Here is a 22221-nt window from a genome sequence, read left to right on the forward strand (position 1 = left end):
GGCGGGGACGAAACCTTTCGGCCCTCGTTCGTTACTGTGCAATATTGTTACTGTGCAAATACCGCTCTGTGATGCCGCTCCAGCGCGAGCAACAGAATATTTCCGAGCACTCCGACTGCCAGGATCTCTCCGATTCCAACAGTTACCATAGCGAACGGAATCAGATCTGTGGAGCCATAGGCATAACGCAGGACCCACGGAATGATGATGGTGTTGGAAAGGATCGGCGGAACACATACCAGCCATTTGCTTTTCTTTCCAAGATAGTAGGAACCCAGTGCCCCGATGAGGGTTGCGATGCTGCCGAACACCACATCGAGCGGTGCTGCTCCGCAAAGCAGGTTTGCGAGGAAACAGCCGATGGTAATGCCTGGTACTGCACCCGGAAGGAAATACGGAAGCACGCACAGTGCTTCGGAAATCCGGAACTGGATCGGTCCGAATGCAATCGGTGCCACGATCATGGTCAGTGCCACATAAATGGCTGCAATGGCTGCACTCTGGGTGAGACGGCCGGTTACAGAGTTGTAGTTGTACCTCTCGTTCATCATATGATTCTCCTTTAGTTTTGTTTTACGAGTGGAAGGTCACGAACACTCGATTCATTTTCGCGCAGCAATGTTCCAGGCAAACACGTTATATGTGCATCTGGCAACTGCTGCGGAGGCATATACCAACGGTATATGACCTACGCCGGAAATCGGCGATAGCCCTGTAAGACCTTGTTTTTATGGGCTTTGCAACGTGGAAGAGTATAGCATAGGCTCTATGCAAAATCAAGAATAAAGTTCTGCGATTCTCTGTTTACAATTTATTATTCATTCATCTTACAAGTTCCGGTAACCCCCCAGGAATCCTTCCCCATAGGTTTCCTTGGTCGGTGACACGATAATAAAGGCCTTCGGATCATGCCGGTCAATGATCTCTTTTACCAGGTGAAACTGTTTGCGGTCCACGGCGCAAGTCAGGGTCAGGCCTTCTTTCCCGCTGTAGCCGCCGATGCTCTTATAAAATGTAGTTCCACGGTCCAGGGTTTGCATGATTTCCTGGGCGATCTCTTCGTTCTTTTCGGAGTGGACCGTGATCATGCTTCCCCGGTTCATACCGTAGAGAATGGTATCCATGGCCTGGGTTGTGCAGACAATGGAGATGATACCGTACATGGCTGCCTCAATCTCACCAAACACCAGAATGGAAGCACCGACAACCACAAAATCCACCAGCATGATTGCATAGCCGGTCTGCATATAAGGACGGAGCTTCTGCAAAAGCTTGGCCAGGATATCGCCGCCGCCCGTTGTGGAATTACGCATGAAGATCAGTGCCATGCCGACTCCGGCAAAAATTCCGCCGAACGCGCAGGCGATCAGACGGTCTCCTTCATACTGCCATATTCCGGACGCAGAGACAAAATCCTGGACCACACTCATCCAGATAACCGTGCGGATCGTTTTGAGAGTCATTTCCCGGTCCAGTAAAAACCAGGAAGCCAGAAGAAGCGGGATATTAAATACCAGACTCATTGTACCAATCGGCAGGGAAAACAAATGGTTTAACATCAGCGCAATACCAGACACGCCGCCCGGCGCAACGTGGCTTGGCTCGATAAAACACCAGATTCCGATTGCCTGCAAAAAGGCCCCGGCAAAATCAAACAATGCATCCAGTCCCAGTTCTTTCCATTTTTTCTTTCTACTCATCACATGTCTCCTTCCTGCGTCTGGCGCCCAGCCGTCCAACGCTAAGTTATTCCTTCATGATTCTCCCTGGTTGCTTCAGCAATCAGCCGCCTTAGCGCAAGTATACTGCTTCACGGTTTTCTTTGACCGGTGCACAACAAGAACCACGGTCCCTCGATACGCACCGTAATAAAAAAGAGGACCAACTTTCCCGTCAGCCCTCTTCTCATTCATGTAGCCGCTGCACGAAAATAGTCTCTTCGCGGCTGCAAGAGGTTTTGTACCCTCGCAGCTGCGTCTCTTCTATAATCCATGCAAGCAGCATTTCTTTTCTTTCTCGTGACTCTGTCACTCGCTTGTCTCGCCGTTTGCCAAGATCGTGCACGCACGCTCCTGGCTCACTTGCGCTCATTATACCATATTTTGTCGTTTGTTACTGATTTTTCTTTCTATTTTCCGCAAATTCTTCCTTGATCTGATCCATCAGTCCGTCTGTTGTGATCAGGTCGTAGCAGGCACCGGCAATGGCTTTTGCACCATAGATCACACAATTATGTGCGTTCTCGCTCTTGCCCGCATCTACGAACTCCTGGGAATGGGAAGCAGTTCCCTCCGGTACGAATGCCACACGGATGCAGGAACCCGGGATCTCATACATGACATTGCCAAAATCAGTGGAACCGGTCTTTTCTCTCGGCGGTGCCAGCTGCGGTGCTCCCGCAAGCTCAGCATTCTCCATCAGAAGCTTGTTTAAGCCAAGCACCGGAATCTTATTGTAGAAGAAGGTTCCTTCCTCGATCTCATAAGTAACGCCTGCGATCAGCGCAGCGCCCTTGATGATGTCCTGGAAGCGCAGGCTGACTTCTTCCAGTTCCTTTCTGGAGAAGGAACGCAAGGAAAATTCACCTTTTGCGGTAGCCGGAACTACATTGGACGGACCCGGAAGTTCGGTCATGCAGTAGTGCATGCGCACATCATCCGGCACATGCTCCCGTAAGAATTCTACGCCCTGGAATGCCACCAGCATTGCATCGAATGCACTTCTGCCTTTTTCCGGCGCAAGCGCTGCATGGGCGCGGTGTCCGTGGAACGTAACATTGTAACTTTTCTGTGCCAGACACTTGATATCGGTACAGGTATTCGGGCCGCCGTGCATCATCAGTGCAACATCCAGCTCTTTGAAGCAGCCATTCTGGATCATCTGGACCTTGCTACCGAAGGTTTCCTCTGCTGGAGTTCCATATACCACTAACTGGAACGACTTATCAGTATCCAGGTTCTTTAAGGCAACTGCCGCGCCAAGGCAGCCCGGACCCTGCATGTGATGTCCGCAGCCATGACCAAGATTGCGGAGCGCATCGTACTCACACAGAATGCCAATCACCGGGCCTCCTTCGCCATGGCTGTAGGTGGCACGGAACGCAGTTTTGAAGCCGCCAACGCCCATCTGCACATCAAAGCCATTCGCAATCAGATAATCGGTCAGAAGACCGCTCGCAAAAACTTCTTCGCCCTCATACTCCGGGTTATCAAAAATCTGGTCTGCCATGGAGCACAGCGTATCCCGCTGCGCATCGATGGCCTGAAACAGGGATTTCTTATCACTCATGATTTCCACAATTCCTCCTTTTATACATTACGGCCCACACGCTGCACAAACAGCAGCGCGCCAACCGTACCTTTTATGCAACTTCCGGATATCCTCGCATGTTGCAATTGTTGTAACTTTACATTGGTCCGTAATTGATCAGCTGTGCAATCACAAGCAGAACCGTACCGACAACCAGCCAGATTGCGAACATCTTCCACATGAAACGCATCCAGCGGTCATACGGGATGTTGCAGGCGCTGATGATACCCATCAGTGCGGTAGAGGTCGGCAGGATGTAGTTACAGAAGCCGTCGCCGAAGTTGAATGCCAGGACTGCGGTCTGTCTGGTAACACCGATCAGGTCGGAAAGCGGTACCAGGATCGGCATAACAGCTGCTGCCTGTCCGGAACCAGAAGTTAAGAATACGTTGATGATGGTGTTTGCGATCAGCATAGCCGGTGCCTGTAACAGGGTCGGCACGCTGCCAAGGCCGCCAGCCAGGGCATGGACAACGGTATCGATGATCTTACCGTCAGACATGATCGTGCTGATGGACTGTGCCAGACCAATGATGATCATGGCAGACATCATCTTCTTGCAGCCTTCCAGGAAGTTCTTCGAAATGGTCTCAGTATCGAAACCGGAAATAAATCCTACGATGATCGCCAGCCAGATAAACATAGCTGCCATCTCCGGCATATCCCAGCCAAGCTTGATGCTGCCGTAAATAACAACACCCAGGGAAACAACCAGAGCAATGATGCTTAAGACCTTGCGGGTATCGATGGTTCCGAAATCATCCAGACCGCCTCCGGCACGAAGCTCACTGGTCTGGTCCAGATCGTACATCGGGCTCTTGGTGGGGTCCTTTTTGATCTTTAACGCATAGCGTACCAGGAAAATATTGGTGATCACATAGTAAACAGCAAAACATACCCAGCGGTATCCGATACCGGAGTAGAGCGGAAGCTCAGCAATCTTCTGCGCAACAACTGTGGTATTCGGGTTTAAGGTACCGGTGGAAAATCCGATCGCGCCGCCCAGCAAAATGATGGCTGCGCCAGTGATGGAATCCAGTCCGATTGCCAGAGCCAGCATGACCATGACCGGAGCAAATGCGATGAACATGTTCACAGCCTGGGTGGTGCAGATCAGACCAAACATCAGGGTCAGAATCGGAATGAACACATACAGGTTGTTGGAGAATTTTTTTGCCAGCTTTGCGATCACTGCCTGCAGTGCGCCAGACTGGGTCAGCATGTGGAATGCACCGCCGGAGAATAAGATAACCAGCATGATATCTACACGTTTTACAAATGCTTTTACAATGTACATCGGGATCAGCAGCGGGTTAACCGGCGTTCTCTGGATGTAACTGAACTGGGTCGGATCAATGACCTTAATGCCATCCGCATTCTCCACACGGACATACTCACCGGCCGGAATGATCCAGGTTAAGAGCACAGCTGCAATAATAATAGAAAATACGATCACGAAACTGTGCGGTACGCGAAACTTTTTCTTGGTACTCATACAAAAAGCCACCTCCTGTTAAACTTTATTGTGTTAAAGTATAACAGGAGCGGCAATTTTTTTCCATTTTGTTTTTTTTAAAGTATCTTTAAATTTTTTGAATTGTTTGTCGAATTCGTGTAGTTTTTGTCATGTTTTGCATCCACTCCACATGACTTTCGGAATGCTGGTGATAGACCGGCGAAAGTTTCCTCACTTATTGCGCATCCATCTGGTATCGCTGGCGGATCGTATCCTCTAAAATATCCATCAGATACTGCTCGCATTCTGATATCACATGTCCTTTGCGGTAAACCAGTACCAGGCTGGACTCGTATGTATCTTTCCCGATCAGAAAATAGCGCACATGGTCGAATTTCTGCATATCCTTAATGTAGCCGAGCCGGTTAAAGCCGACTCCGAGTCCCTGGTTTACCATGCTCATGATAATATCGAAATGCCCGATCTCGATCAGGCGCCCCGGGCGGATCCGGGCCTGTTCAAAAATGTGGTTTGCTGTTCTGCGCATACTCTGCGACTGCGTAGGAACAATAAAAGTCTCCCGGTTTAAATACTGCATATCCAGATGCAAAAAATCATCTCCCTCAACCGGATATGCATACTGGATTGCCGGGTGGGTATCCGGCAATGCCAGAAGTACCTGTTCTTTCGCAATCTCCCTATAGACCGCATCCGGCAATTCATCCCGGAAAATGGAGATCATAAAATCCACCGTTCCATCCCGGTACATCCCCGTCAGATCTTCAAGATTTCCATCCCGGAAGATCACGTCCACATCCGGATAACGTTCCATGAAACGCTGCAGCGCCTCCGGTACAATGGAAATGGCGCGCCGTTGCTGGATTCCTACCCGGATCGTCGCATGGCTTTTATGCAGTTCGTTTTCCAAAAGGCCATCAAACTCTGCCTTTAATTCCAGCATTTTTTCTGCGCGCACCACATACTCTTCTCCAATAGACGTCAGCACAAATGCTTTTCCCTTACCCGTCCGCTCAAACAGGCGGACTCCCAGATATTTTTCCAGATTGCTGATATAGACACTTAGTGCCGACGGTGAGATAAAAAGCTCCTCTGCTGCCCGGGAAATACTCTGGCACCGCGCCAGCGTGCATACATATTGCTGTTCTTTTAAATTCATGCTGTCTCACCTTCTGTATTTTCTTCCAGCTGCATACAAAGCTGCCCGTCACATGTTCTTTCCCTATCCAGATTTGTCTCAATCAGTACAAAGCGGGAAAACAGCGGATAAATATAGGAAACTCCGCGGATATCTCCCAGCGCCTTTGGCCGTTTCACATAAGGCTTCCCGCCATCTGGAAGAGCTTCTTTCATCTTCAATACGTTTTGAAATGCCATCCGGACGGAACTCCAGGTAATGGACTTGCTGTTTTCTCTGCGGTCTACCCACAATTCTCTGGTAAAGCCACCGCGTTTTCCCTGTTTCAGCGTATAAGTATAGGGAAGTCCGGACATCGTCAAAAACGATTCTCCCTGAAACGCCACAATGCACTCCCAGAGATGTTCCTCCGAAAAGTCTTCCAGAAGTCCTGACACTGCGTTCTGTTTCTCATCCAGCTCCATGATCTCACCCTTTCTTTTTCCTGCTGTAGTTTCTCCCTGATCAAGAGCAACCGCACTTCTCGCATCATATAAGATATAGTATAGCACAGGTTACAAAGAAAAAATTGACTTTCCGGCAGAAAAAGCATACAGTTAATGACAACCAGACAAACACAATTTACAAGCAGGAAGATCCAAATATCAACGACTCCCGCAGAAAGAAGGTTTTTATGAATTCCGGCATCCTGTCCCTGCCTCCGGGTTATACCCACGTTCAGCACACCTTTGACCCTGTTTTTAACACATACTCCCGTATCCTGATCCTGGGAAGTTTCCCTTCCGTAAAGTCCAGGGAGAACCAGTTCTATTACGGACACCCGCAAAACCGGTTCTGGAAACTCATGGCCCGGCTTCTGAATGTTCCGGTTCCTCAATCCATAGACGAAAAAAAGACCATGCTTCTTACACATGGTCTTGCTCTCTGGGATGTCATCGCATCCTGCGATATTAAGGGTTCCAGCGACAGCAGCATCAAAAACGCGGTCCCGGCAGATATCAGCCGCATTTTAAAAACAGCAGATATCCACACAATCATCACAAACGGCGGTACTGCATTTAAGCTTTACAGTCGTTACTGTGAACCGCTCACCGGACGGCCTGCCATTCTCTGTCCGTCCACCAGTCCGGCCAATGCTGCCTTTTCCCTGGAGCGGCTGGCTGAAAGCTGGGAGCCGGTCATAAAACCAGTCATTTCCGGTTTCTGACTGTACGGAGCCCTTTGCATGGAACACGCAAAAATCTATGGGCGCGCCTGCTTTCCGTCTTCCATCCGCTGTTCCATAATCTTTCGCAGCTCATCGACACAGGCACCAAGGGTTTTTCCTGTCTCATCGATGGTCACATCTGCATACTTCTCGTAAAGCGGCACACGTTCCTTGTAAAGGTCCAGAAGTGTCATACCGTCTTTTAACGCTACGCCGCGGTCTTTTAAATCGCCAAGACGCTGCTTTACATCTTCATAGCTCAGTTTCAGGTACACAACCGTGCTGATCTCATGCAGGTGTTCCATCGCCTTGGGGCCGTAGATAACACTGCCGCCCGGGGCGATCACGGAATGCTCCAGTTCCAGTCCTGCATTAACATCTTCCTCGACTTTTAAAAAGCCTTCCGTCCCGCGCTCTGCAATGATCTCTTTTAATAACTGGCCGGTCTTTTCCTGGATCACAATATCTACATCAACAAAAGAATAACCCAGGCGCTTTGCCAGCAAAACGCCGATGGTGCTCTTGCCGGAAGCCGGCATGCCTACTAAAGTAATGTTTGATTTCATTTTGCGTTCCTCCTGCGTGTGTGCTTCGCTGCTTCTGAAAGTTTTCCGCTTCTATTTCCAGTTCTGCCGGAGGTTTTTGCGGATTCTTTTTTCTTTTTCGTACCAGCTTTTGCCGAATCTTTCCGCACCGAATATCCAAACGTTCCGATCTTTTCTCCGAGCTCAAAATAGGTTCCGTGGGAATAGCTCACCAGCTTCGCATCATTTAAATGGAAGGTTCCCTTCGCATCCATGTAACGGTCATCCACCGTCACACCCACGATCTCCGCGATGAACATGTCATGGCTTCCAAGCTCCACCACCTGTTTCACGCGGCACTCCAGGTTCAGCGGGCTCTCGGCAATGCCGGGTGCGCTGATGTGCTGCGATGGCAGGGGTGTCAGCTTCATCTCTTTGAACTTATCGGTGTCGCGGCCGGATTTCACACCGCAGTAATCGGTTGCAAAGACCAGGTCTTTTGTCACCAGATTTACAACAAACTCTCCGGTCTCCTTTAAGATGTCGTAGGAATAGCGCTCCTTGCGCACGGAAATGGAGAGCATGGCCGGGGCAGAGCAGACGGTCCCGGCCCAGGCTACCGTTATGATATTTGGTTTTTCGCCAGGCCGTGCACAGCTTACCATTACGGCCGGTACCGGGTACAGCATATTGCCGCCCCGCCAACTCTGTTTTCCCATAATAATCTTCTCCTCTTATGCCTCGCTGGCAATCATGATCGACGGGATCAGCTGTTTCTTTCTGGATACCACGCCCGGAAGCTCTACGACATTCGCCTCTGCATCATCACTGGCATTTTCCATATGGAATGCCAGACGGATCAGATCTTCTGCACCCTCTCCCTCGCAAAGAAGAGAGGTGGATTCTGTCAGAATGTTGGTCAGCATGAAGAAGATCATATCTACCCCGTGCTCCTCGTGCGGCTTCTTTAAGAACGGAAGCAGACGGTCTTTTAACTCAGTCAGCTCGTCTGCGTTTAAGGAGCTGATCTGACCTACGCCGTAGCTGATCTTGCCGGAATTGAACAGTTTGAAATCCTGATAGAAGATTTCCTCATTGCTCTTGCCGCGCAGGTTGCTGCCTGCTGAGAACATATCTGCCGCATAACGGTCCATATCGATCTCAGCGATCTTTGCAAGCTCGGTTGCTGCCATCTTGTCGACCGGGGTGCAGGTCGGAGAACGGAATAACAAGGTATCGGAAATGATCGCACTGCACAGCATGCCTGCGGTCGCTTTGTCAATCTCTACATTATTCTCATGATACATCTGGTATACGATCGTTGCGGTACAGCCAACCGGCTGGTTGCGGAAGAATACCGGGGAGATGGTCTCAACGGTTCCCAGCTTATGATGGTCAATGATCTCCTGGATGTCGGCATTTTCCAGACCGTCTACAGCCTGGTTTTTCTCGTTGTGGTCTACCAAGATGATCTGCTTGCCCTTTGCGCCCAGTAAGTTTCTGCGGGAGATCATGCCGAGGTACTTGCCATCTTTATTTAAGATCGGGAAATCACGGTGACGCTTGCTTGCCATAACCTCTTTGATGTCATCGATAAAATCACTGTCCTCAAAGGTGATCAGGTCTTCGGTCTTCATGAAATGTCCGATCGGCATACTCTGGTTGATGAGACGTGCTGCGGTGTAAGCATCGTACGGAGTGGTCATAACGGTGCAGCCATGCTCCTGTGCCAGCTTGCGAATGGTCATGGAAACGGCAGCACCCTCACAGACGATAATGCAGTCTGCCTCCATCTCAATCGCGCACAGCTGGGATTCGTAACGGTTTCCAAGGATAACCAGATCATGCTCGGAAATATAATACTCCATCATATCCGGGTTTGCAGCTGCAATCAGAACCTTACCCTGATTGAAATAGTCGTTCTCGTCGCCGACTACCATTGCACCTTCCAGTGTCTCCAGAATGTTCTTATACTGGGTATGTGCCTTAGACAAAATGCTGCTGTCTAAAACGTTCATGTAGGATTTGGTGATATCGCCAACAGTGATGAGGCCTTCCAGCACGCCGTTTTCACTGACTGCCGGTAAGGTTGTAACGTGGGCATCCTGCATCAGGTTCCATGCCTTCTTTAAGGAAATGTTGCGGTTTACACCCTTGGTCGCACGGATCTCGATATCCTTGACCTGTGTCTTTACGCTCTCGATCAGCTGCGGTGCCTCTACGTTAAAATAGTTCAGCACATACTGGGTCTCCTCATTCACATGACCTGCACGGCCCGGAACATACTCTTTTCCGGTGATCTTGGATTTTAATGCTGCATAGCAGATTGCGGAGCAGATGGAATCGGTATCCGGGTTTTTATGACCGATCACGATCGTCCGTCTTCTTCTCTCTTCTGACATAATGTCCTCCTCTTAGTGGTTGTTACCAATTTTTCTTTTTGCTATTTTCACAAAGAAACTGCACTTCACGAAAGATAATTATTAATTTTGCACTACTTTTTACATTTTGTTCATGTGTCGTTCATAATTTATTCACAACTTTTTCCTATACTGAAAACAACTTAAGAAAAGGTTGTAACTTGATGAAACAGTCAAATTGCACATAGATTTTTCATAATTGCCCCGGCTGGACGAAAGTCCACCGGGGTCTCCTCATTTTATACGATTTTACGCGGTTTTGCAATAGTTTGCCCGGAGCAATCATGCTCCGGGCGTTTCTTTTTTTGATACATGTGAAGTTCTAACCAAGAACCAGACGGGCTGCCCCGTAGATTCCCGCATCATTTCCCAGCTTTGCCAGACCAATAACGCCCTTGTTCTCTGAGATCGGGGTGTAATGCTGGTAATACTTGTCGATGATATCGATCAAAAACTGACCAGCTTTTGATACACCGCCGCCAATGACAAACATCTGCGGATCGACTGTCATGGCAATGGTTGCCAGCGTCAGTCCCAGATAACGTCCTACCGTCTCGACAACGGAAAGCGCCAGCTCATCCCCTGCCTTTGCCGCATCCAGAACATCCTTTGCGGTTACGTCATCGCCATACTGGCGAAGTGCGGAAGGAGTCTCTTCTGCCGCCATACGGCGTCTTGCTTCCCTGGCAATGCCGGTTGCGCTGGCGATCTGCTCTACACAGCCTACGCCGCCGCAGTTGCAGTGCTCCCACTCTTCATCGCGGACATGGATATGACCGATTTCGCCGCCCAGTCCATGCTTGCCTGCAATGATCTTTTCATCGATAATAATGCCGCCGCCAACGCCGGTCCCGAGCGTTACCATGACAATATCGGTAAAGCCCATACCGCCGCCACGCCACATCTCACCAAGCGCTGCCACGTTGGCATCATTTCCGCTCTTAACCGGAATGCCGTCTAACAGGGCGCTTAATTCCTTCTGCGGATTCAAATCTCTCCAGCCAAGGTTTACGCAGACCTCCACGTAACCGTCCGGCAGGACCGGTCCCGGAATACCGAGTCCGGCTCCCAGGATATCTGCTAAATGAATCTCCCTTTCCGCCAGCACTTCCCGGATGGAAGCAGCCACATCCTCTAAAATATACCGGCCGCCCTCTTCTTTTCTGGTGGGAACTTCCCACTTAAACCGTAAGGTACCGTCTGTCTCAAATAAACCAATCTTGACGGAGGTTCCCCCCACATCAACACCAATACATTTCTTTCCGTTTTCGCACATGGCCAAACTCCTTTCTCCGATCAGGGTCTTCCCCTGTTCCTCTTTCCTTTTAGAAACAGGCACCCCTTTTCCAAAATCTTGTATTTCTTGTATGTAGTATAAAAGAATTCTGAGATGAATGCAAGAAAAAACCGCCCGGCAGTTTTTCTGCCAGGCGGTATCGTGTTACTTGTTCACGCGTTACTGTTTACGCAATGCGGTATCAATTGCAAATGAATGTTACAGGCTGCGTGCTACCTCAGCAACATGCTCTGCGGTGAATCCAAAATGCTCAAAGAGCTGGGAAGCCGGGCCGCTTGCTCCAAAACCGGTCATGGTGACACATGCACCGTCCAGGCCAACATATTTGCCCCATCCGAAGTCGCTCAGTGCCTCTACGGCAACACGCTTGCGCACTTCTTTCGGGAGTACGGACTCTTTATATTCAGCAGACTGCTCCTCAAAAAGATCCATGCACGGCATGGATACGACGCGGACCTTCTTGCCCTCTGCTGCCAGGATTGCTTTTGCCTTTACAGAAAGCTCTACCTCGGAACCGGAAGCGATGAGAATCAGGTCCGGGGTTCCCTCGCAGTCATCGATGACATAACCGCCCTTTAAAGCATCCTTGCAGCTTCCCGGCATCGGAGCCAGGTTCTGTCTGGACAGTACCAGTGCGGTCGGTGTGGTCTTGGAGGTTACTGCGCTGTACCATGCAGCTGCCGTCTCGGTTGCATCACACGGACGGAATACATGGAAGTTCGGCATTGCGCGGAACATAGCCAGCTGCTCGATCGGCTCATGGGTCGGGCCGTCTTCGCCGACACCAATGCTGTCGTGGGTGAATACGAAGGTTAACGGCAGCTTCATCAGAGCAGACAGACGTGCCATCGGCTTGGTGTAATCACTGAATACGAAGAAGGTGGATACGTAGGTACGCAGTCCTCCGTGCAGCATCATACCATTTCCGATTGCGGTCATAGCCAGCTCACGCACGCCAAAGTGCATATTTCTTCCGGCATAGTCTGCCTTGGAGAAATCACCTGCATCGCTCATATTGGTCTTGTTGGACGGTGCCAGGTCAGCAGAACCGCCGATCAGGTTCGGCATGCGGTCTTTTAACTTGTTGATGACTTTACCGGAAAGGTTACGGGTTGCTTCAGCTTTCTCGCTATTTGCCCAGAAGGATTCATCCTCCATGAGAGCCTTTGCCAGCTCGTCGGTACCGCCGTAGTACTGGTTCCAGAGTGCTTCCATCTCCGGGTACTCCTGGCAGTATGCAGCAAACATCACATTCCATGCTGCCTCAGACTCAGCCTTCTCCTCAGCTGCCTTCTTGTAGTGGTCATAAACCTCCTGCGGTACATAGAACGGCTCTTTGGATGGCCAGCCGAGGAAGTCTTTCATAGCCTCAATGTTTTCCTCACCTAACGGCTCTCCATGTGCACTTGCCTTGCCCTGTTTTGCCGGACAGCCATAGCCGATCTGGGTGTGAATGGTGATGAAGGACGGGCGGGTAGTATCTGCCTTTGCTTCCTCGATCGCCTTGCCGATCTCCTCTAAGTTATTGCCGTCTGCAACGTCCAGGGTCTGGAAGCCGAATGCAGCCATGCGCTCCTGAACATTCTCGGTAAATGCGATATCGGTACTTCCCTCGATGGAAATACGGTTGGAATCGTATAATACGATCAGCTTGGAAAGGCCAAGGGTTCCTGCCAGGGAGAATGCCTCAGAGGAAATACCTTCCATCATACAGCCGTCGCCGCCCAGTACATAGGTGTAATGGTCAACAACCGGGTAGTTTTCTTTGTTGAAGATTGCTGCCAGATGTGCTTCTGCTGCTGCCATGCCGACTGCCATACCCATACCTGCACCCAACGGGCCGGTCGTTGCCTCAACACCAACGGTGTGGCCATACTCCGGATGACCTGCGGTCTTGGAGCCTAACTGACGGAAATTCATCAGATCTTCTTTGGACAGATCACCATATCCGAATAAATGGAGCAGGGAATATAACAGCATGGAGCCATGACCGCCGGATAAGATGAAACGGTCGCGGTTTGCCCACTGCGGATCTGCCGGATTGTGGTTCATGTGGTTCATCCAGAGCTCATAAGCAGCCGGGGCACTGCCCAGCGGAAGACCCGGATGACCGGATTTTGCTTTCTGGATCGCATCTGCGGATAATACGCGGATCGCGTTCACAGACATGGTATCGATAGTGTTCATTGGTGAGACCTCCTGGTATTATATGATTTTGTATTGCATACCTCTTTTGCTGCCGGAGCCTGTACATAACTGAAACGCAGTTACAGCGGCGTAATGATCCAGCGGTCCGGCTAGCGCAGCTTCAGCTCACGCATCTGCTGGGGACCAGTCACCACAAGCGTGCCCGGGAACCGTCCCTTTCTGATCTTTGATACAGGGAAATCGAAGGCCGCATCAAGCTTCTCCGTTCCGCTCATATTATAAATCCTGCATGAATCTTCATTATACAGGATGATCAGATCTCCATCTAAATCTGCATTCGTATATTCAAAATTGAATTCCTTGCTGAGCACATGGGTGCCGTCTTTTTTATAAACCTCGAGCCTGCTTCCATACTCCCCGGTGGTGTTGCGGACAATGGCTGCCGCATACTCATCGGAATAGAAAACACTGTCGATCCGCTCATCGATTGCCCTCTGCTCCACTAACTCCGGAGATGCCAGATTCCGGGATGAGAAGAAGGTCAGGGCCTTTCCGGAGAAGGCGCAGGAATACGGGTCACCCATATACGTTACCCGCGGGACCATATCTCCCTGGAATTCATCGTCGAAGCCGCCTACCAGACGGTTCGGGACATTCTTTCCGATCTCTGAAAAATCATAAAATACAACGCGGTTTTTCAGTTCACTGCCCTGCAGGTACACGAAGGAGCACATAAGCTGGGTGCCATCCTCCGATAGTGCGATATCGAGCGGGTAGCCGTCACCCGACATATTCGTTTTTACCGTAATATCGAGAGATGTTCCATCCTTCTTAAAAAAGGTTATGTAGCTGGATGTGGAATCCTCGAGTACTGCTGCCGTTACGCCGGTACCGGATACTGCAACCTTACTGATCGGAAGCACCGTGACAGCCTGTCCCAGTGTACCATCGGTATTGCAGATATAAATACTGTTTCCCTGCTGGTCTGCAATGGCTGCGTAATCTCCCTTTATGGAAACGATGGGAGATTTCATTTCATAGCTTTCCGTCCACACCGTGCGTCCCCGGTTATCCATATAAGAGGCACCGTCCTTTGTATACTTTAAAACATTTGTTCCAAAGCTTTCATAACCAACAAGGCTTCCCTCGTTTAAATCCACCTGCCACGCTGTTTCATAGCTGGAATAGTGGTAATTGCGCTGGTAAAAGATCCACGCGGTTGCCCCTCCCGCAACGAGAAGCACAAGCAGGAGCACCAGTCCCCATCTGCGGCGCAGCACCCGGTTATGGGCCTTGCGCACCACCGTCTCACTGTCTTCCTGCGGATCAGCGTTCCATGCGGCCTGCTGCGGCCTGACAACCTGTCTGCGCAGCTTATCTTTCTTGCTTTCTCTGCTCATGGAGCTGAAATCACTCATCTCATTTGTCTCCTAATGCGTAACATATCTCGTTCCAGTATACCTCATTTTGCAGGAAGATACAACTCCTGCCCAACTGAAATATGATTCTCATCTGCCAGTCCATTCCATGCACAGATCTGCGGGATCTGCGCCATACTGTGGTACTGCTCCATACAGATTCCATACAAGGTTTCGCCCTCTTGCACCACATGCTTTACTGCATCTGCCGGGATCTGTACGGAAGCTGCTGCCTGGGCAGCCACACCGGTCTTAGCCCCCTGAAGCGGTGTCTGGGCAGCCGCGCCAGCCTCCGCTTCTTTCGCGGCTGGGTCATCCGCATGGTTTCCTGATTCCTTCACCACCGGACCACGCTCCGTTTCCCCGGACAGCGCATCCGCTGAAGCCCCGGCGTTACCGCCGTGAAGTGTCCCTGCTTTTTCCTGGCTTTCTGCCCCCGCTCCGCCTGCCGGCGCACCAGCTTCTGTCTGGGTGTTTCCAGCTTTACCACCCTCTGTCCCAGCCGGTACGGAACTTTCTGTGCCGCTTCCTTGCTCCGGGCTGATCACAATATCTGCAAGTGTCGGGTATACCTCACCCGGCACAGCTTCCACCTCTACCTCATCACTGCCATCTGCTCTCGCAAAGGACCGGAATGCCCCAGACTTTCCATCCGAAGGCATCACCGAAGCAATGACCGCCTCCATGTCCTTCATCTTCCGGTAGTTTCCGAACATCACAAGACCTCCGGCAAGGACAAGGACTGCCATAACACTGCACGCACCTCCTAAAAGTCCGATCGCAGACCGGGCCCTCGCCGCCCCCTGCCGGTTGTCCTCCATCCGCTCGCGGAAATCCTGGATCACCGTATCCCGCGTCCCGCTTTCTACCCGTCTTGCATCCTTCCGGGAAACCATATAATCCTGCATCATCTGGTTGCGCTCATAATAAATACTATAGCCGCGCAGCTTGTAAAACCCATCCTCCGATGCCGTGTAGATGGCCTCATCCCCTTCCAGGCCCGAATTTAAATACATGAGCTGGTTTTTTCCGGCAAAATACTGCCCATGCTGCTTCCAGTAATCAAGCGGGCTAAGCGCACAGCCCGGTGCCCCGCACAAAAACCACCCCTGCACACTGCGATGCGGGAACATCTGCTCCATAACCTGATACGCCTTCTTCCAGGCTTCCTCGGTAAATTCTACCTTTTCCCCTTCCTTTGTTACCTGCTCCATCTCTATGGCACCGTCAATAAAAAGAAACGGGACACCGTCCTCTGTGCGGATCTCTCCCAGCAAAAGGCCGACCCGCAGATCCTGTCCGCCAGCCGGATACAGCCGTTTTAAATATGTATTGACATAATCCTCGATATAAAGCTTTACCACCTGGTCCCGCTCCCCGACCTGCCGGATATTCTTCGGCAGCTTCGGATACGGATTATAAAGTTCTCCCATGACCTCACCCCACTACATGATATTTTATACTTTGATGCATCATATCACGGAGTCTGCGTATAATTTGTCAGTTCCGGTCACCACGTTCAAAAAACTCTTCGACAAAAGCTGCGCACATCCGGGCGCAGTGCCTGCCGGACACTGGCACAGATGTAATCGGCCATCCGCATCACCACGGAAAGGCGCACACTCTGCAGCATGAGCGGGTCATAGCTTCCGTATCCTCCCACGATCCCGGTAATAAAAATATCCCCCACCGCCTGCAGCTCCTTGCTCACCCCGAGTCCCGGGCGGAGCGCTCCTCTTCCCAGGGTAATGCAGCCCACGTGCTCTGTCTGTCCCACCGATGCATCCACTGCCACGATCACATACTCCGGGTAGCACCGGTGTACCATGAAAACTGCCTGCTCCAGGTTCATGGCGTGGACCGGGCAATCCAGTGTCCCCACCACCTGGACAAAGCAGTCCTCCAGCCCGGCGGCCTTCAGCTTGTGGCCGGTCAACGGACCAAGACTGTCACCGGTCGAGCGGTCTGTTCCAATACAAAAGAGCAGGACACCCTTCCGGTTCTCCCGCTGCATGATCTCACTGATCATCTGCCGGAGCATGCCGGCACAACGTCCGGTGTCCTCCTGCTCCTTCGAATCGAAATAGTATATGTCCTGCTCTCTGGTTTTCTTTTTCATGTTTTATCCCGCCTGCGCCGTTTTATTACTCCTATTATAGGCACATGGGACAACTTTTATGCGTCAGCGGCTTTTTTCCTCTTCCTGGTAAACGCTGATCGCTTCGCTAATATTAGTGGCCCGTCCCTGCTGGAGGATATTGCTCAGATCCTGCAGCTTGAACGGATCTAAAAATTCTCTTCCAAGATGGCTTCCATACTGGTCTGTCAGGGTCAGGCGGCGTGCCTTCACCTCTGCCGTGGTAAGCTGAAGCTGCTTTTTCACATCCGCATACTGGTGCTCCAGCTCCCCGATCTTTTCCCGGTGGCTATGCTCGATCTCATCCTGGAGAATGTTTTTTGTCACAGTCTCAAACGTATTCAAAGCCTCTTTTTTCTTCGCAGCCACCTCATTCAGTTCCTGGGTCAGCCGTGCGATCTCATCATCATATTTCTCCAGATTATAAAGCGACTCGTTGCGGTCCTTGCGGATCGTCCCGGTGATGACCTTGATCTTTTTATCGTTGGCACGCATCTGGTCGAGAATCTGGCGTCCCTCCCTTAAACACTCCGCATACTGAAGCTTGGTATGATTGCCGATCCACATATAAATGCCGCCCACCACCAAAATATCGGCCACATAAATAAGCGCCAGGTACCAGGTCTTATGCTCCGGCAATACTGCATAAACGCCAAACGGCAGCGCCAGGAAAAATAATGCGATAAAGATCAGAAGACCGAAAAACTCCTTCGCCCATCTTGGCATGTAAAGGCTGTAGTAAAGGCGGCTCCGGCACCAGGACGGCGCATGGTATTCCCGGAATTTTGCCTTCATGCGGCTGACCAGCTCCTTGTTGTACTCATGAAGCTCTGATGTCTCCTCCGCGATCCGCTCCTTAATTCCCTGGTTCTTCGCCTTTTCCCGCTTTGCCCGGGCCTTTTTAAGAAGGTCCTGAGCTTTGTTGATCTCTACGTCATAGCTGGAGCTTAAATCCTCTCTCCGCTTTTTTACTGTACTTCCAACGGCATCTGCCATCTGCTTTTTTTCTGCATCCAGGGATTTTTTCAGACGGGCTTCATCCTGCTTTAACTGCTCCTCCCGGTCTGCTGCAAGTGACAGCTCCTCAACAGATTCCCTGGCTGCTGCCAGATAGTCCAGGCATTCCTCAATTGTCTGCGCCATAACAGTTTCCTCCTTCGAAAGCTTGTCTTTTGCAAAAGCTTTTCCCAATATATTATATACAGTTTACTACAATCGGATGGATTGGTCCAACTATTTCTGACCGGAATGTGAGCAGTAACGTGAAAGTGCCTTTACAGAAGGGGAAAAATCTTCTATACTCTTAGGATAGTGAGCGGGAATCTCCAGGTTATTCCATTACCTGTACCGTTTACTAAAAATGAACATAACTGCGAGGAAACGAAGCAGCTACAAACAAAAAGGAGCAAAATTTATGTTTCGTATGTGGGGAAAAATCTGGAAAGACAGCCACCTCATAACCGACACCGTGATCTGCCTGACCGATTACAGCATCTCCCGCACCAGCATGGTATTTCAGGCGCTGGATGATATCTGTTATGAATTTGATCTCGGGAAACCAATCTGGCTCTCTTCCAACATCAATGACTTTAAGCGCCATGCAAAAACACGGTTCACCAAAGACAGCTTCATTGAGCAGATCGATTTCGATTATCTGGAAATTGAAGTGATAGAAGAATAAAATGTTACCATAGGTGCCACGTACCAGTGAAACTGCTGTAATGCACCACAGAAAAAGGACGCATTTTCCTTGTAATATGGAAAATGCGTCCTTCTTTGTTGCAATTCATGCATGTGTGCCTGGCAACAAGATTTTGTCAATGCCACACATTTCAATTATTATACTATTTCATTCCGGGTGCTATGCCAGATACTGCTTTAAAATATCTCCGATCAATTCAATCTCCTCCGGCTTCAGATCCCGGATCCAGTTTTCATCACCGTTTCTGTTTTTCTCCCGGCTTGCAGCCATCTGTTCCAATCCCCGCTTAATAAAATCTGCATCCCGGATACTCTTTTCTCGGTCAGGCGCCTCCTGCGCGGGATCTGCCTGCCCCAGTCCTGCCGCTCCGGACGAGACGGCTGCTACTCCCGGTGTTTTTCCGGATACCGTCATGCGGCCACTGTTTCTGCGTTTTTCCCTGCGCCCGGAAGAAGCTGTGGCAGCCGTCTGCACGGACTGTACCGCCTGTTCCTGCTCCTCTTCCGGCTCCACCCGGCCCATTCTGCCAGCCCGGTCCACCAGACGGCTTACCTTGCGCAGTGCGCCCCGGTCACCCATGCCTTCCGTGCGTCCATTTTCCATAGAAAGGTTCCGCGCCATCTTCGGACCGATCACATTATCGATCTGGTCCTGCAGGCTGATCAGAAGCTGCTCTTTCAAATCTCCGGCAATGCCGCCATCAAACAGCATTGTAAGCATTGCCATCAATACCGCTCCGCCTCCATACATCACAACATAGTAGGTATCAAGCCGGTACCAGTAAGAAAAGAATGCACAGGCACCGCCAAAAAGCAGGCAGAGCCAGGTCAGCCGGATTCCAAGACTGGTCCAGTTTAAAAGCCGGATCCCCATTGCTTTAAAATCATATAGCTGATGCTCCAGCCAGGCCCCGCTGTCTACCAGTCCCTGGTTCACCCGGTATGTATTCTCCGCTCTCTGCCGGAGTTCCTTTAAGCTTTTGTTTTTTGTCATTGAAAGGTCTTTGCTTTCCTTCAGCAATCTTTTGTAAGCACGTCTGGTGATCATCCGTGTCAGGATTCCCAGTACACAGGCTGCCGTCAGCACATACAGCGCACGGCCACTTTCCAGTAATTGCAGCATAAAAACAGCTCCCCTTTCTTTTCCTTTTACAGCTGCAAAAATTTCCAGGTGTGGATCCTCTCCACCTGGAAGTGCAGCTGCCCTGGTGTCTCAGACAGCTATCATTATAACTGCCCATGCACCGTTTGAAAAGTTCAGGGAGCTCAGAATCGTTCGTCAAATTCTGCTAAAAAACGCGTCGTAACTGTTCAGTACCTTCACAGTCACAACGTGTCTTAATATGCAAGGATCAGGGCGCGGGTCAGGTTCGTGCTGTGGATGATAGCCTTGCGCTCAAATTCCGGATAGTCCATAGATGCACTGTCATCTGCCTTATCGGAGATGGCGCGCACGATCAGAAACGGGATCTTGTTTAAGTATGCTGCCTGAGCGATGGCTGCGCCCTCCATCTCGGTGCAGGCACCATGAAAGGTCTCGCCAAGCCATTCCTTCTTGCTCTTGTCGCAGATAAACTGGTCACCGGTTAATACTCTTCCTTCATAAACACTGATATCCGGGTTTACCTCCTCGCAGCACTTCTTTGCCAGACTGCGCAGGCGCTCATCTGCAACAAAGTTCAGGGTTCCAAGCTGCGGGATCTCGCCCAGCGGATAACCAAAATTAGTGGCATCTACATCGTGCTGGATCGCATCGGTAGAAAGCACCAGATCGCCAATGTTGATCTCAGCCTTCAAAGAACCGGCAATACCAGTATTGACTACGCCATCCACGCCAAACCGGTCTGCCAGGATCTGCACACATAAAGCTGCGCTGACTTTACCGATTCCGGACTGGACTACCACCACCTCTTTTTCGCCGATGGTTCCCTTATAAAATTCCATGCCGGCTACGGTCACAACCTCCGGCTGCTTCATTTCCTGCTTTAACTGTTCTACCTCCGCCTTCATGGCACCAATAATTCCTAACATTTATAAATTCCTCTGCTTTCATTTAACTTTTACGGCTGTTTTTTATCTCTGGCAACCGCTCTGCTGTTGCTGTCCATGAACCCGGCAAACCTTGTCATTACAGTTCCCGCATGTGTGGCAGCAATGTTTCTGCTATTAGTCTAGCAAACCTTCTCCCGAAAGGCAATCGTAAAACGATTCAGGGTTGACATTTTTGGCACGGCAGTTACTATAGTAGTACAGCTATGTACCCGCGCGTAACTGTGAGAGTGACAGACTGTTACGATTACACAGACTTTTATCCAACCGGAGGTATTTCTATATGAAGAAGATCGTTCTGACCGGCGGCGGTACTGCCGGACACGTTACACCAAACCTGGCCCTGCTTCCATCATTGCAGGAGCGCGGCTACGAGGTCCACTACATCGGTTCCTACAACGGCATCGAAAAAAAGCTTATTGAGGGAGCTGGTATTCCTTACGATGGCATTTCATCCGGCAAGCTGCGCCGTTACTTTGACTTAAAAAACTTTTCTGACCCGTTCCGCGTCATCAAAGGCTATGCGGAGGCCCGCGCACTTTTAAAGAAATACCGCCCGGATGTGGTCTTCTCCAAAGGCGGCTTTGTAGCTGTTCCAGTCGTTCTGGCTGCCAAGCACTATAAGATCCCGACCATCATCCACGAGTCCGATATGACTCCTGGACTGGCCAACAAGATCTGTATCCCATCCGCGGCCAAGGTTTGCTGCAATTTCCCGGAAACCCTGCAGTACCTTCCGGCTGATAAAGCAGTCCTCACCGGTTCTCCGATCCGCCGGGAATTACTTCAGGGAGACCGCCTGACCGGCTTAAACTTCACAGGACTTTCAGCAGCCAAACCGATCATTATGGTCATCGGCGGAAGTCTTGGCGCTGTTGCCATCAACAACGCTGTGCGTGAACTGCTTCCAAAGCTTCTGCAGAAATACCAGGTAATACATATCTGCGGAAAGGGACATCTGGATGAAAGCCTCATCGGACGCCCGGGTTATGTCCAATATGAATATGTAGATGCTCCGCTGCGCCATCTGTTTGCCGCCGCAGATATTGTCCTCTCCCGCGCAGGCGCCAACTCCATCTGCGAGATCCTGGCTCTCAGAAAACCAAATGTATTAATCCCGCTTTCCGCTGCTGCCAGCCGCGGTGACCAGATCTTAAATGCCCGTTCCTTTGAAAAACAGGGCTTCTCCACTGTTCTGGAGGAAGAAAACATCACCGGCGACTCCCTGTATGATGCCATCGAATCCACCTACGAAAATCGCAGAAAATTTGTAGACGCGATGGAAAAAAGTGAGCTGTCCGATGCTGTAAGCATTGTCATGGGGCTGATTGCTTCTTATGCGGAATAGCAATTTAAGCATATAACAAGGGTCGTCTGAGTTGCCAAAAGGCAACTCAGG

20 protein-coding genes are annotated in these 22221 nt (G+C 50.5%); 3 read left to right on the forward strand and 17 right to left on the reverse strand.

From position 1 onward, the window contains the following. Window positions 1–47: 47 nt before the first annotated feature. The 6 genes from DW922_RS02215 to DW922_RS02240 all read right to left on the reverse strand — a co-directional run bounded on the left by DW922_RS02215 (window position 48) and on the right by DW922_RS02240 (window position 6385). Window positions 48–551 (reverse strand): QueT transporter family protein, encoded by a 504-nt coding sequence (locus DW922_RS02215; RefSeq protein WP_118718642.1) that lies wholly within the window; start codon window positions 549–551, stop codon window positions 48–50. A gap of 276 nt (window positions 552–827) precedes the next feature. Further along, complete coding sequence (locus DW922_RS02220; protein ID WP_118725665.1) at window positions 828–1700, reverse strand: YitT family protein; 873 nt, start codon at window positions 1698–1700, stop codon at window positions 828–830. Window positions 1701–2112: 412 nt separating this feature from the next. Next, a complete protein-coding gene (locus DW922_RS02225) occupies window positions 2113–3288 on the reverse strand; it encodes a M20 family metallopeptidase (protein ID WP_118725666.1) in 1176 nt (391 codons plus the stop codon). Between the two features lie 118 nt (window positions 3289–3406). After that, window positions 3407–4804: a Na+/H+ antiporter NhaC family protein gene (locus tag DW922_RS02230; RefSeq protein WP_118718640.1), complete on the reverse strand. Its 1398-nt coding sequence runs from the start codon at window positions 4802–4804 to the stop codon at window positions 3407–3409. 196 nt (window positions 4805–5000) lie between these two features. Then, entirely contained in the window at window positions 5001–5942 is a 942-nt protein-coding gene (locus tag DW922_RS02235) for a LysR family transcriptional regulator (RefSeq protein ID WP_118718639.1), read from the reverse strand. Beyond that, window positions 5939–6385, reverse strand: coding sequence for a hypothetical protein (locus DW922_RS02240; RefSeq protein WP_207666281.1), 447 nt, complete (start codon window positions 6383–6385; stop codon window positions 5939–5941). Before DW922_RS02240 ends, DW922_RS02235 begins: the two co-directional genes overlap by 4 nt. Before the next feature lie 209 nt (window positions 6386–6594). On the opposite strand from DW922_RS02240, the gene DW922_RS02245 reads away from it, so the two are divergent. Continuing rightward, complete coding sequence (locus DW922_RS02245) at window positions 6595–7128, forward strand: DNA-deoxyinosine glycosylase (RefSeq protein WP_118725735.1); 534 nt, start codon at window positions 6595–6597, stop codon at window positions 7126–7128. Window positions 7129–7163: 35 nt separating this feature from the next. On the opposite strand, the gene DW922_RS02250 is transcribed toward DW922_RS02245, so the two are convergent. The 9 genes from DW922_RS02250 to DW922_RS02290 form a co-directional block, all read right to left on the reverse strand. Then, a complete protein-coding gene (locus DW922_RS02250) occupies window positions 7164–7694 on the reverse strand; it encodes a shikimate kinase (RefSeq protein WP_118718638.1) in 531 nt (176 codons plus the stop codon). Next, window positions 7691–8371, reverse strand: coding sequence for a flavin reductase family protein (locus tag DW922_RS02255; protein WP_118718637.1), 681 nt, complete (start codon window positions 8369–8371; stop codon window positions 7691–7693). Before DW922_RS02255 ends, DW922_RS02250 begins: the two co-directional genes overlap by 4 nt. Before the next feature lie 15 nt (window positions 8372–8386). Further along, complete coding sequence (locus tag DW922_RS02260) at window positions 8387–10054, reverse strand: putative manganese-dependent inorganic diphosphatase (protein ID WP_118725667.1); 1668 nt, start codon at window positions 10052–10054, stop codon at window positions 8387–8389. Between the two features lie 340 nt (window positions 10055–10394). Continuing rightward, window positions 10395–11348 (reverse strand): ROK family glucokinase, encoded by a 954-nt coding sequence (locus DW922_RS02265; protein ID WP_118725668.1) that lies wholly within the window; start codon window positions 11346–11348, stop codon window positions 10395–10397. Between the two features lie 219 nt (window positions 11349–11567). Continuing rightward, complete coding sequence (gene tkt / locus DW922_RS02270; protein ID WP_118718635.1) at window positions 11568–13556, reverse strand: transketolase; 1989 nt, start codon at window positions 13554–13556, stop codon at window positions 11568–11570. A gap of 110 nt (window positions 13557–13666) precedes the next feature. Then, window positions 13667–14935, reverse strand: coding sequence for a DUF5711 family protein (locus DW922_RS02275; protein WP_118725669.1), 1269 nt, complete (start codon window positions 14933–14935; stop codon window positions 13667–13669). Between the two features lie 44 nt (window positions 14936–14979). After that, on the reverse strand, window positions 14980–16368 hold the full coding sequence (locus DW922_RS02280; RefSeq protein WP_118725670.1) for a LysM domain-containing protein: 1389 nt from the start codon (window positions 16366–16368) through the stop codon (window positions 14980–14982). Window positions 16369–16454: 86 nt separating this feature from the next. Further along, the gene (gene yyaC / locus DW922_RS02285) at window positions 16455–17054 is read right to left on the reverse strand and encodes a spore protease YyaC (RefSeq protein ID WP_118718633.1); all 600 of its coding nucleotides are present in this window, start codon (window positions 17052–17054) and stop codon (window positions 16455–16457) included. 63 nt (window positions 17055–17117) lie between these two features. Next, window positions 17118–18215, reverse strand: a complete 1098-nt coding sequence (locus tag DW922_RS02290; protein WP_118725671.1) for a hypothetical protein — start codon at window positions 18213–18215, stop codon at window positions 17118–17120. 271 nt (window positions 18216–18486) lie between these two features. Here DW922_RS02290 and DW922_RS02295 point away from each other — a divergent pair, with 271 nt between their 5' ends. Continuing rightward, window positions 18487–18753, forward strand: a complete 267-nt coding sequence (locus DW922_RS02295) for a hypothetical protein (RefSeq protein ID WP_118718631.1) — start codon at window positions 18487–18489, stop codon at window positions 18751–18753. Between the two features lie 180 nt (window positions 18754–18933). On the opposite strand, the gene DW922_RS02300 is transcribed toward DW922_RS02295, so the two are convergent. Continuing rightward, complete coding sequence (locus DW922_RS02300) at window positions 18934–19896, reverse strand: hypothetical protein (protein ID WP_118725672.1); 963 nt, start codon at window positions 19894–19896, stop codon at window positions 18934–18936. Between the two features lie 215 nt (window positions 19897–20111). Beyond that, window positions 20112–20804: a 5'-methylthioadenosine/adenosylhomocysteine nucleosidase gene (locus tag DW922_RS02305; RefSeq protein WP_118725673.1), complete on the reverse strand. Its 693-nt coding sequence runs from the start codon at window positions 20802–20804 to the stop codon at window positions 20112–20114. A gap of 301 nt (window positions 20805–21105) precedes the next feature. On the opposite strand from DW922_RS02305, the gene DW922_RS02310 reads away from it, so the two are divergent. Beyond that, a complete protein-coding gene (locus DW922_RS02310; protein WP_118725674.1) occupies window positions 21106–22170 on the forward strand; it encodes an undecaprenyldiphospho-muramoylpentapeptide beta-N-acetylglucosaminyltransferase in 1065 nt (354 codons plus the stop codon). Window positions 22171–22221: the final 51 nt, after the last annotated feature.

The organism is Clostridium sp. AM42-4 (assembly GCF_003480105.1).
GTDB lineage: Bacteria > Bacillota > Clostridia > Lachnospirales > Lachnospiraceae > Brotaphodocola.